Here is an 11,907-nt window from a genome sequence, read left to right as displayed (position 1 = left end):
GTGCGCAAGACGCCCGCGCGGGCGGCCCGCACCCGGCGCACCCGGGGCCTCGTGGTGCTCGGCGTGGCCCTCCTCCTCGCGGGCGGCGGGTACTACGTCTACCAGCAGCGCTCCGACACCACGCAGACCGAGACGACGACGGGACGGCAGACCGCCACCGCCAGCCGTGGGGAACTGCGCGTCAGCGTGAGCGGCCCCGGCACGCTCGCCGCCGCCGTCAGTCAGGCCGTGCTGCCCGAGGTGAGCGGCACCATCACGACGCTCCCGTCGGTCGGGCAGACCGTCACGAAGGGCGAGACCGTCGCGACGATCGACGACACGAACGCCCGCCGCGCCGTGGAAAGCGCCACCCTCGCGCTTCAACAGGCGCAGGCGCAGGTCGCGAACCTGCGGGCGCAGCAGGCGTCGAGCCGCGCCAGCAGCGCGCAGAGCGTCACGAACGCGCAGGCGTCCGTGAGCACCGCGCAGGCCGCGCTGAGCGCCGCCGAGCAGACCCTCGCGTCCAACGAGGCGCTCTATGCGGTGGGCGGCGTGGCGCGGCAGGTCGTGGACGACGCCCGCGCCGCCGTCACGAAGGCCCGCACGGACCTCCAGACCGCGCAGGCGGCGGCCCGCGCGAGCGCCCAGCAGGCCAGCAGCGGCGAGACCGCTGGCGTGCAGAGCCTGCGGAACGCCGAGCTGAGCGTGCAGTCCGCGCGGCTCCAGCTTCAGAGCGCGCAGCGCGACCTCGCGGCGACGCGGGTCACGGCGCCCCTCTCCGGCGTGGTGAGCGAGGTGCCCGTCACGGTCGGCTCGGCCGCCACGACCGCGCAGCCCCTCATGACGATCATCGACACGAAGGTCATGGACCTGCCCGTGCAGATCGACGAGACGCAGATCTCGGGCGTGAAGGTGGGCCAGCCCGCCGAGGTGACCTTCGACGCGATCGACGGCCGCACCTTCGACGGGCAGGTGCGGAGCGTCTCCCCGAGCGCCACCACCCAGAACAACATCGCGATCTTCACCGTCACGGTCCGCGTCCCCAACGAGGACGGCACGCTGCGCGCCGGGATGAGCGCCGAGGCGGAAATCATCAGCCAGGACGTCCCGAACGTCGTCCTGATCCCCAGGCGCGCCGTGGAGACGGTCCGCACGCGCTCCTACGTGCAGATCGCCCCGAAGGACCCCAAGGCCGAGCCCGAACGCCGCCGCGTCCGGACCGGCGCGGACGACGGCACCAACGTCGCCGTGCTCGAAGGACTGGAGCCCGGCGAGACGGTCCTGCTGCCCACCCAGGTGCGCTCCACGACGTCGGGCGGCGCGGGAAGCTCCGGCCGGAGCGGCGGCAACACCACGCGCGGCGGCTTCGGCGGCCCTCCCGGAGGGTTCTGATGTCCGACCTCGTGCTGTCCCTTCGCGCCGTCGAGAAGACCTACCTCACGGGCGACGTGGAGTTCCAGGCCCTCAGGGGCGTCGACCTCGACGTGCGCGCGGGCGAGATGCTCGCCCTGATGGGCCCCTCGGGCAGCGGCAAGACCACCCTGATGCAGATCATCGGTCTGCTCGACCGCCCCACGGAGGGCACGTACCTGCTCGGCGGACGCGACGTCACGGACCTCACCGAGAACGAACGCGCCGAGGCCCGCAACCGCGAGATCGGCTTCGTCTTCCAGGCCTTCCACCTGCTGCCGCGCCTCGACCTCCTCGAGAACGTCGAGGTGCCCCTCACGTACGCGGGCATCCCCGCGTACGAGCGGCGCGAGCGGGCGCTGGAGATGCTGGACCGCGTGGGTCTCGCCAGCAAGGCCCGCAACCTGCCCAGCCAGATCAGCGGCGGTCAGAAGCAGCGCGTGGCCGTCGCGCGGGCCCTCGCGGGCCGCCCGCGCCTGCTGCTCGCGGACGAGCCCACCGGCAACCTCGATACCCGCACCAGCGAGGAGATCATGGCGCTCTTCACGGAGCTCAACGGTGAGGGCACCACCGTCGTGATCGTCACGCACGAACCCGACATCGCCGAGTACACCCGCCGCGTCGTCCGCGTCCGCGACGGCCTCGTCGAGAGCGACACCACCCACACGCCCCGCGCGGGGGTGAGGACGTGACGGCCGAACGCCTGCCCGCCGCGCAGACCCCGGACGAGGAGGAGACGCTTCCCGGGCGCCGCGGCGGCCTCGACTTCCTCGGGACCCTCACCATCGCGTGGCGCGCGATCCTCGGCTCACCCCTGCGCAGCGTCCTCACGGCGCTCGGCGTGATCATCGGCGTGGCGGCCGTCATCGCCCTCACCGCGATCGGCTCGGGCAGCACCGCCGGGATCACCAAGAGCCTCGAGAGCCTCGGCACGAACCTCCTCACCGTGCAGAGCGGCGCGCCCCGCTTCGGCGGCGGCGGCCTCGTGCGCGGCGGACCGCAGCAGACGATCACCATGAAGGACGTCGAGGCCATCGGTACCTTCGCGCCGAACCGGATCGCGGGCGTCGCGCCGTCGAGCCAGTCGAACGTGCAGGCGAAGGTGGGCAGCAGCAACCTGCAGGCCACCGTCATCGGCACGTGGCCCGCGTACGAGACGGTCCGCAACTCGCCCGTCGCGACCGGCAGCTTCTTCACGCAGGACGACGTGGACGGCCGCAAACGCGTGGCGGTCGTCGGCTACCAGATCGTCACGGACCTCTTCGACGGGCAGGACCCCGTGGGCCAGAAGATCCGGCTCGGCAACGTCTCCTTCACCATCGTCGGGACGCTCCCCGACAAGGGCAACACCGGCTTCGGCAACCCGAACGCGCAGGTGCTCGTGCCGCTCTCCACCTTCCAGCAGCGCCTCTCGCGCGGCGCGCGCTCCGGCACGAGCGTCACGGTGAGCAACGTCTACGTCCAGGCCACGGACAAGGACGACCTCACGAACCTCCAGAACGACCTCACGGACCTCCTCGCGCGGCAGCACCGCATCGAGGACGCCAGCAGCTACGACTTCAACGTGCAGAACCAGGCGGACGCCCTCGCGAGCCTCAACGCCACCACGCAGACCCTCACCCTGCTCGTCGGCGCCATCGCGGGCATCAGCCTCGTCGTGGGCGGCATCGGCATCATGAACATCATGCTGGTGTCCGTCACCGAGCGCACCCGTGAGATCGGCGTGCGCAAGGCGCTCGGCGCGAAGCCGCGCGACATCCTCACGCAGTTCCTCGTGGAGGCCTCCCTGCTGTCCGTCGGTGGCGGCCTCGTCGGGCTCGCGCTCGGCGTGGGCTGCGCGTACCTCGGCACGCTCGTGAACATCACGCCCGTCTTCTCGCCCGCCACGATCCTCGTGGCCTTCGCCTTCAGCGCCCTCGTGGGCATCTTCTTCGGGTACTACCCCGCCAGCCGCGCCGCGCGCCTCGACCCCGTCGACTCGCTCAGGTACGAGTAAAGGAGTTTCCATGCGTCACGTCCGACTCGCCGTCCTCGTCACCGCCGTCCTCACCACGCCCGCCCTCGCCCAGCAGTCCGGAGGGGCAGGCGCGGGACAGGGCGGCGTCCGCTCACCCAACCCGCAGATGCAGGCCGCGCTGAAGAAGTACCAGCCCGTCCTCGACCTCGGCACCACCGTCTCGCTGCTCGCCGACGTGGACAAGGACAAGAAGACCACCCTCACGAAGGCGCAGGCCGCGAAGCTCCTGCCGATCCTGCAGGACCTCGCGAAGCGCGCGGACCTCAAACCCGCCGACGCGCAGAAGATCCTCTCGAACATCGAGGACGGGATCCTGACGGACGCGCAGCTCACCAAGGTCGACGATCTCGTCCTGGCCCGCGAGGAGGCGCGCCGCGAACGCATGGCGAAGGCCCAGGCGTCCGGCGGGACGGGCGGGGCGGGCGGCGCGCGCCTGCCGTTCGTCCCGGGCGGGCAGTTCGGCGGCCAGCGCCGTCAGGGAACGCAGGGCAGCCAGAACGGTCAGGGCGGACGCGGCCCGGGCGGTCCGGGCGGCATGTTCGCCGCCATCCAGAACGGCACGCCCTACAACCCCTTCAAGAGCGACCGTCAGGCGAAGGGCCTGCAGGACCTCATCGCGGTGCTCAGGAAGAAGTGATCCCTCGGGGCGGCCACGGGAAGATCGTTCCCGTGGCCGCCCCGTTCAGGTTCCGGGTGCGGCGCGCAGCGTGAGGTGCACGGTCGTCCCGCCGCCCGGCGCCTCACCCAGCCAGACGTCGCCGCCGTGCCGCTGCACGATCTTGCGGACGATGGCGAGCCCGAGGCCCGTGCCCTCGTAGCGCTCCCGGTGATGCAACCGCTGGAAGAGCCCGAACACGCGCTCCCGGAACTCGGGCTCCACGCCGATGCCGTTGTCGGTCACACGGACGTGCCACCAGTCGCCCTCGCGCGTCGCGATGACGGACACCTCCGGCGGGACGCCCTCCCGGCGGAACTTCAGAGCGTTCCCGACGAGGTTCTGCATGACCTGCACGAGTTCGGGTGCGTCGCCCAGCACCACGGGCAGATCCGCGACGCGAACGTCGGCCCGCGTCTCCTCCACGGCCGCCACGAGGCGCGACAGGGCCTCGCCCGCCACCGCCGACAGGTCGACGGGCGCGAGCGGTTCGCGCTGCGCGTCGAGGCGGGAGAACACCAGCAGGTCGTCCACGAGCCGTTTGAGGCGCACCGCGCCCTGGGTGACGAGCCGCAGGTACGTGCGTCCGCGCTCGTCGAGCGTGTCCCGGTACCGCTGGTCGATGAGCTCCGAGAAGCTCGCGATGGTGCGCAGGGGCTCCTGCAGGTCGTGCGACGCGACGAACGCGAAGCGCTCCAGTTCCGCGTTGCTGCGCCGCAGTTCCGCGTTCGCGCGTCGAAGCTCGGCCTCGGCCTCTCGCCGCTGCGTCACGTCGCGAAACATCACCACGGCGCCCTCGATGTGGCCGTCCGCGCCGCGCAGGGGCGTGCTCACGTACTCCACCGGGAAGCTGGTGCCGTCCCTGCGCCAGAAGACCTCGTCGTCCACGTGCCGCACCTGCCCGTCGAGCCGGGAGGAGTAGATCGGGCACGCCGACGCGGGGAAGGGCGTCCCGTCCGGGCGGGTGTGGTGCACCAGGGCGTGCTGTGGCCTGCCGACGATCTCGTCGTGCTCGTAGCCGATCATGCGCAGGGCCGCCGGATTCGCGAAGGTCGTGAGGCCCGCCATGTCCACCCCGAAGATGCCCTCGCCCGCCGAGTCGAGCAGCAGCCGATTGAAGGTGCTGACGCGGTCGAGCTTCGTGTTGACGGCCTCCAGCGCGTGGGTGCGCTCCGTGACGCGCGCCTCGAGTTCCGCGTTGAAGGCGCGCAGGGCCCGCTGCGCCTCGACCTGCTCGGAGACGTCCGTGTGGACGCCGACCCACTCGCGAATCGTGCCGTCGTCCGCGACGACGGGCACGCCCCGCGCGTGGAAGTGCCGGTACGCGCCGTTCGCGACGCGGACGCGGTGGGTGACGTCGTACGTGGAGCGCGCCGCGACCGCGTCCTGCCACGCCGCGAGGGTCGCGGCGCGGTCCCCGGGGTGGATCGCCTCGGCCCAGCCGTACCCCTCGTACTCGGCGCGCTCCTGTCCCGTGAGGCGCGCCCAGCCGGGCTGATCGCCCAGCAGGCGTCCGTCGGGGCTGTTCGTCCAGACGGTCTGCCGGGTCGCGTCCACCAGCGAGCGGTAGCGCGCCTCGCTGCGCCGTGCGGCCTCGTGGAGCTGGGCGTGGTCCAGCGCGAGCGCCGCGCGCTCCGCGAGGGCGTGCGCGAGTTCCAGGTCCGCCTCGCCGTACGTCCGCGAGGGGTGCGTCGTGGCGAGGCCCAGCACGCCGAGCCTGCGTCCCTGTGACGTCAGCGGGACGTTGATGACGGAGTGCAGTCCCATCGCGCGGAACGCCTCGCGCCGCTCGCCGGGCGGGAGGACGTCCATGACCTCGGGCGGCACGATCGGCATCAGCAGGGGACGGCCCGTCGCGAAGACCCACTGCGGGGAGCCGGGCACCGGATCGTCCAGGGGCCGGAGGGGCGCCTGCGCGAGGTACCAGCGCAGCAGCTCCGCCTTCGCGGGCTCGGCATGCGCGACCGCGAAGGCGGACAGGCGCCCGTCCTCGCCCGGGAGGTACACGGCGGCCCAGTCGCCCACCCGGCGGATCGAGAGGGCCGTGATGCGGTCCAGCGTCTCGGCGACGTCGAGGCTTCCGGCGAGGGCGCTGCCCGCCTCGGCGAGCAGGGTGACGCGGGCGAGCGCGCGGGCCTGCTCGTCGTGCTCGTCCGCGCGGGCGAGCGACACCTCGCCGGCCCGGGCGACCGCCAGGAGCGCCGCGCGCTCCTTCCGCGCCGTCACGGCGCCTTCGCGCGCGAAGGACAGCACGAGACACGCCGTGACGCGTCCGGAGGTCCTCAGGGGCAGGGCCGCGACGGCGCGTGTACGCGGCTGGAGGTGCGTCACCATGTCCGGGAAGTCGCGGCGCATGTCGTCGAGCGTCGCGAAGACCGCCTCCCCGGTGACGATCGCGTGCCGCGCCGCGTACGAGCGGTCCGCTGGGAAGCGGCTCCAGGTCGTTCCGAAGGTATCGTCGTAGCCCACGGTGCCCACGGTGTAGGAGGTCCGGTCGTCGATGACCTCGATCATGGCGCCCGCGTAGGCATCGGTCGCGGGCACCGCCTCACGGAGCAGGACCTCCGTGACGTCCGCCCTGGAGCGCGCGCCCGTCAGGGCCAGCCCGACACGGCCGACGCGGCGCAGGGTCTCGTCGTCGAGGGGAGCGACGTGGGTGTGGTCTTCCGGGAGGGAGGGCACACGCCATTCTACGGGCCGGGGCGCCCGGACGACGGGCCGTCAGGACCGCGCGAGCTCGACGAGCCGATCGGCGACCTCCTCGACCGTCAGCGTGGACGTGTCGAGTTCGCGGGTCGCCCGGACCCGCAGCAGGGGTACCACGTGCTCGACGTAGTGCGCGATGTCGGCCCGTTCGGCCTCCGTGCGGCCGTACGTGTTCGTCGTGCGCGAGGTGACCCGGTCGAGCAGCACGTCCAGTGGAGCGTTCAGGAGCACCACGTGGTCGAGCAGATCGTACACGAGGCCCTGGTTGGACGCGCAGCCCGACACGAAGATCGCCTCCCCCCGATCTTCCGCCAGCAGGGCGCGCACGCGTTCGAGTCGCCAGGCCCAGTCCGGCCGCTCGGGCGTGCCGGACGCGTCACCCGTGCGGGGCGCGCGGGTCCACTCGCTCCACTCGTCCGAGTCGAGGTCCACCGCGCGCCGCCCCCGCCGCAGGAGCTCCACCACGACGGAGGACTTGCCCGCGCCGGACATGCCCGTGATCAGGACGCGCTTCACCCGGGCAGTCTATCGTCCCGGGCTCGCCGGTCCCGAGGGGCGGGCGCCGCGTCGGCTACACTACCGATCGAATCCACGTCCCACCGTTCGTCCTTCACGTCAGGAGTCCGCATGCCGCCCAAGCGCCCCAGAAGCTCTTCCGTCCCGCAGCCTGCCGAGCCCGCCCCGAACGCCCTGCCGCCCTCCACCCTCGCGCTCATGGCGGGCTTCCGGGGCGCCCTGATCGGGTACTCGCACGCGAGCGAGACGATCGCGCGCCGTCACGGCCTCACCGGCCGCCAGTACAGCCTGCTCGTCTTCGTCGGCGCGGCGGGCGACGACCTCATCAGCGTCGGGACGGCCGCCGAGCACCTGTGCCTCAACCACCACTCCACCGTGGAGCTCTCCCAGCGCGCCGAGGCGGCGGGTCTGATCGAGCGGCTCAGCGACCCCGCCGACGGACGGCGCGTGCTGCTGGAGCTCACGGCGGAGGGACGACGCAGGATGGACGCCGTCACGCGCGATCACGTCCGCGATCTGCGCGAGCAGCGCGAGAAGCTCATCGACGGGCTGCGCCGCTGGACGGACCTGCTCGGCGCCCAGGACCTCTGAGCCCGGCCCGCAGCGTGAACCGCGCTTCACGAGTTCCACGAACTTCCGGCTCGGGCGACGACCCAGGATGAGGTCCATGGATCAGCCCGAGCCCACCCTCGTCATTCTCGGCGCGTCCGGTGACCTCACGCGTCGCCTGCTGATGCCCGCCCTGTACCGTCTCGACGCCCGCGGCGCCCTGCCGCCCGCGCGGATCGTCGGGTACGCCCTCGAAGCCTGGGACCGCGCGAAGTTCCTCGCCCACGTCGAGGAGCACCTGCGCCAGTTCGTGCCCGACTTCGACGAGGCCGTCTGGACGCGCTTCTCCGCGCGGCTCGACTACCTCAGCGGGGACCTGAGCGCCCCCCAGCTCGCGCGGCTCGCGCCGCTGGTGCCGGGACGCGGGCTCTTCTACCTCGCGCTGCCGCCCACGGTGTTCGGCACGGCGGCCCAGGGGCTCGGGGAGGCCGGGCTGAACGACGAGGGCGCGGGCACCCGCCGGATCGTCATCGAGAAGCCCTTCGGGCGGGACGTGGAGAGCGCGCGCGCCCTGCACGAGGAGCTCGGGCGGCGCTGGCGCGAGGATCAGCTGCTGCGCATCGACCACTTCCTCGGGAAGGAGACCGTGCAGAACCTGCTGGTCTTCCGTTTCGCGAACTCGTTCCTGGAGCCGGTGTGGAACGCGCAGTTCATCGAGAGCGTGCAGATCACCGTCGCGGAGACGCTCGGGCTGGAGGGCCGCGCGTCGTACTACGACCACGCGGGCGCGCTGCGGGACATGCTGCAGAACCACCTCATGCAGCTCTTCACGCTCGTCGCGATGGAGCCGCCCGCCACCTGGGACGCGGACCTGCTGCGGCAGCACAAGGTGGAGGTGCTGCGCTCCGTGCGGCCCATCTCGCGCGAGGGCGTCGCGGCGCACGCGGCGCGCGGGCGCTACACGAGCGGGGTCGTCCACGACGGGCAGGTGCCCGGCTATCTGGAGGAGCCGGGCGTGGAGGCGAGTTCGCGCACGGAGACCTTCGCGGCGCTGCGGCTCAACGTGGACAACTGGCGCTGGCGGGGCGTGCCGTTCTACCTGCGCAGCGGCAAGCGGCTGCGCTCGGACGTGAGCGAGGTCGCGATGCGCTTCCGCAATCCGCCCACGCGGTTCTTCTCCTCCACGGACCTCGACCCCACCGACGACAACTGGCTGGTCTTCCGCCTCAAGCCGCGCGAGGTGATCGACTGGGTGGTGACGGCGAAGCAGCCCGGTCTGGAGCTCCAGTCGCGCAGCGTGACCCTGCGGACCGACTACGCCGCGCCGGGCGAGGGCTTCAGCGCGTACGAGCAGCTGCTGCTCGCGGCGCTCGAAGGCGACCGGAGCGCTTTTCTGCACGCCGACGAGGTGGAGTGGGCGTGGCGGGTGCTGCAGCCCGTCCTCGACGCCTGGCAGGGGGGCGCGCCCGACCCGTACCCAGCCGGGTCCGATGGGCCCGACAGTCAGGATCACCTGCTGCAGGCGGGGGACACGTGGCGGCCCGTGGAACCGTGAGGGTCAGCGCAGCAGGACCAGCGCCGCGAGCGCCGCGATCAGCACGGGCGGGGTGAGCAGCAGGCCCGCGCGGACGTACTCGGACCAGCTGACGTTCACGCCGCGCCGCGCGAGCACGTGGAGCCACAGGAGCGTGGCGAGGCTCCCGATGGGCGTGAGCTTCGGGCCGACGTCCGCGCCGACGACGGCGGCGAGCGCGGCGGTCTCGCGCGCGGCGTCCGTGAGGCGGGCCTGCTCCAGCCCGAGCGTGACGAGCAGCAGGGCGGGCAGGTTGTTCATGACGGCGGACAGCAGGGCCACGAGGGTGCCCGTGACGAAGACGAGGGTGGCGTCGCCGTGCCCGGCCGCCCACTGAGCGAGGCGGACGACGTGATCGGTGAGTCCGGCGCGGCGCAGGCCGTACACGACGAGGTACATCCCGAGCGCGAAGACCACGACGTCCCAGGGGGCAGCGCGCAGGACCGCGCGCGACGAGAGGTGGCGCGAGCGGCCCGCGACGATCCACAGCAGTCCGGCGGCGCCCAGCGTCACGGCGCTCAGGGGAACGCGCAGGGGCTCCGCGAGGAAGTACGCGAGCGTGACGACGGGCAGCAGGACGAGCCCGGCGGTGACCGTGCCGCGCGAGCGGACGGCGCTCGTGGGGCTGGGAAGGTCCGCGAGCTCGTATCGCCGTGGGACCGCGCGGGCGTAGAGCGCGTACAGCAGGGCGAGCGTGACGGCCACCGTGACGAGATCCACGGGCACCATGTGGGCGGCGTAGCGGTGGAAGGGGATGCCGAAGGCGTCGGCGACGACGATGTTGGTGAGGTTGCTGATCGTCAGGGGAAGGCTGCTGACGTCCACGACGAAACCCACGGCGAGCGCGAAGGCGACGGTGGCGGCGCGGTCGAGGCGCAGTGTCCGGGCGAGTTCGAGGGCGATGGGCGTGAGGATGAGCACGCCGCCGTCGTTGGCGAAGAGCGTCGTGACGAGCGCGCTGAACACCACGAGCAGCACGAACAGCCGCCGTCCGCTGCCCCCGCCGAGGCGGGTGACGTGCAGGGCGAGCCAGCGGAAGAAGCCCGCCTCGTCGAGCAGGAGGCTCGCCGCGATGAGGCCGACGAGGGTGAAGGTGGCGTTCCAGGTGGCGTGCCAGACCACGCCGAGGTCCGCGGGACGGACGACGCCGAGCAGGAGCGCCGCGACGGCGCCCAGCGCGGCCCAGAGCGCGGGCGGCAGACGCCGGGGTTGCAGGACCACGAGGGCGACGGTGACGGCGAGGATCAGGACGGCCAGCACGGGCTCCAGTATGCCTTCCCGGCGCGGTGCGGGTCGTGACCCCGCCCGAATTCCGGGTGTTTCGCCGTGCGTTCTGCGTTGTCTTGGGGGGAGGAAAGCGCTAGGCTCTTATCAGGAATGATTCCTGATAAGCCGTCTTCCTGAGAGGACCCCATGACCTCCGCATCCGCACGCACCGACGCTTCCCCCGCCCCGAGAACCCGCGCACCCCTGTCGCCCGCCCTGCGCGCCGCCGTGGCCCTCACGGCGCTCACCCTCGCGGGCCTGCTCGTCGGCCTCGCCGGGGAGCACCTGCTGCGCCTCGCGCCCGTCGCCGTCGTCGGCTACGTCGTCGCGTACCTCGCGGGGGGCGTCCCCGCCGCGAGGGAAGCCCTCACGAGCCTCCTGCGTGACCGCAAACTCGACGTGGACCTCCTGATGGTCCTCGCCGCGCTCGGCGCCGCCAGCATCGGCCAGGCCGCCGACGGCGCCGTCCTGCTCTTCCTCTTCAGCCTCAGCAACACCCTGCAGGACTGGGCGATGGGCCGCACCAGGAACGCCATCGCCGCCCTCATGGACCTCAACCCCGAGGGTGCCACCGTCCGGCGCGGCGGCGTCGAACGCTGGTGCGAGCTGCGTGACATCCGCGTCGGGGACCTGCTCGTCCTGCGGCCCGGCGAGCGCGTCGCCGCCGACGCGCGCCTCGTCACGGGACGCACCAGCGTCGACGAGAGCCCCATCACGGGCGAGAGCCTCCCCGTCGACAAGACGCCCGGCGAGGCGCTCGCGTCCGGCACCATCAACCTCGACGGCAGCGTCGAGGCCGAGGTGCTGCGTCCCGCCGGGGAGAGCACCCTCGCGCGGCTCGTCGCCCTCATGGAGGAGGCGCAGACGCAGCGCAGCCGCACCGAAACGATCACGGAACGCTGGGAGAGCCCCTACGCCCTCACCGTGCTGCTCGCCGTGCCCGTCGTGTTCGCGCTGCTGCGCCTCGGCTTCGGGCTGCCCACCGACGACGCGTGGTACCGCGCAATGACCTTCATGGTCGTCGCGAGTCCCTGCGCCGTCGTGATCAGCACGCCCGCCGTGATGCTCTCCGCGATGGCGGCCGCCGCGCGCGGCGGCGTGCTCTTCAAGAGCTCCGCCGCCCTCGACGCGCTCGCGGGCGTCCGCACCGTCGCCTTCGACAAGACCGGCACCCTCACCGAGGCCCGCATGAAGGTCACGCGTGTCCACGCCGTGGACGGGGCGGCCGCGCTCGCG

The 11,907-nt window shown here is 72.6% G+C and carries 10 protein-coding genes; 7 read left to right on the top strand and 3 right to left on the bottom strand.

The features are described from left to right. The 4 genes from DEIPI_RS0123025 to DEIPI_RS0123010 form a co-directional block, all read left to right on the top strand. Window positions 1-1,371 (top strand): efflux RND transporter periplasmic adaptor subunit (locus DEIPI_RS0123025; RefSeq protein ID WP_052351951.1); only part of this gene is annotated, 1,371 nt, incomplete at its 5' end. Beyond that, on the top strand, window positions 1,371-2,081 hold the full coding sequence (locus DEIPI_RS33960; RefSeq protein WP_045235015.1) for an ABC transporter ATP-binding protein: 711 nt from the start codon (window positions 1,371-1,373) through the stop codon (window positions 2,079-2,081). The genes DEIPI_RS0123025 and DEIPI_RS33960, both read left to right, overlap by 1 nt. Beyond that, window positions 2,078-3,385: an ABC transporter permease gene (locus tag DEIPI_RS0123015; RefSeq protein WP_084474816.1), complete on the top strand. Its 1,308-nt coding sequence runs from the start codon at window positions 2,078-2,080 to the stop codon at window positions 3,383-3,385. Before DEIPI_RS33960 ends, DEIPI_RS0123015 begins: the two co-directional genes overlap by 4 nt. 10 nt (window positions 3,386-3,395) lie before the next feature. Next, window positions 3,396-4,043, top strand: a complete 648-nt coding sequence (locus tag DEIPI_RS0123010) for a hypothetical protein (RefSeq protein ID WP_027483323.1) — start codon at window positions 3,396-3,398, stop codon at window positions 4,041-4,043. Between the two features lie 45 nt (window positions 4,044-4,088). Here DEIPI_RS0123010 and DEIPI_RS36050 read toward each other — a convergent pair whose 3' ends face one another. Both DEIPI_RS36050 and DEIPI_RS0123000 read right to left on the bottom strand, forming a co-directional pair. After that, the gene (locus DEIPI_RS36050; RefSeq protein ID WP_052351950.1) at window positions 4,089-6,743 is read right to left on the bottom strand and encodes a PAS domain S-box protein; all 2,655 of its coding nucleotides are present in this window, start codon (window positions 6,741-6,743) and stop codon (window positions 4,089-4,091) included. A 39-nt stretch (window positions 6,744-6,782) separates the two neighbouring features. Then, a complete protein-coding gene (locus DEIPI_RS0123000; protein WP_027483322.1) occupies window positions 6,783-7,283 on the bottom strand; it encodes an AAA family ATPase in 501 nt (166 codons plus the stop codon). 111 nt (window positions 7,284-7,394) lie between these two features. On the opposite strand from DEIPI_RS0123000, the gene DEIPI_RS33950 reads away from it, so the two are divergent. Together DEIPI_RS33950 and zwf are read left to right on the top strand one after the other, a co-directional pair. Further along, a complete protein-coding gene (locus DEIPI_RS33950) occupies window positions 7,395-7,874 on the top strand; it encodes a MarR family winged helix-turn-helix transcriptional regulator (protein WP_052351949.1) in 480 nt (159 codons plus the stop codon). Window positions 7,875-7,950: 76 nt separating this feature from the next. After that, entirely contained in the window at window positions 7,951-9,387 is a 1,437-nt protein-coding gene (gene zwf, locus DEIPI_RS0122990) for a glucose-6-phosphate dehydrogenase (RefSeq protein ID WP_045235014.1), read from the top strand. A 3-nt stretch (window positions 9,388-9,390) separates the two neighbouring features. Here the strand turns inward: zwf and arsB are convergent, their stop codons facing one another. Then, on the bottom strand, window positions 9,391-10,665 hold the full coding sequence (gene arsB, locus DEIPI_RS0122985) for an arsenical efflux pump membrane protein ArsB (RefSeq protein WP_027483320.1): 1,275 nt from the start codon (window positions 10,663-10,665) through the stop codon (window positions 9,391-9,393). Window positions 10,666-10,818: 153 nt separating this feature from the next. Between arsB and DEIPI_RS33945 the strand changes: the two genes are divergently transcribed. Further along, on the top strand, window positions 10,819-11,907 hold a 1,089-nt coding region (locus DEIPI_RS33945; RefSeq protein WP_157463930.1), incomplete at its 3' end, for an HAD-IC family P-type ATPase.

The sequence above is a fragment of the Deinococcus pimensis DSM 21231 genome, assembly GCF_000519345.1.
GTDB classification, from domain to species: Bacteria; Deinococcota; Deinococci; order Deinococcales; family Deinococcaceae; genus Deinococcus_A; species Deinococcus_A pimensis.
Note: the sequence above shows the minus strand (reverse complement) of the source record. Positions and strands in the feature narration are given on the sequence as shown.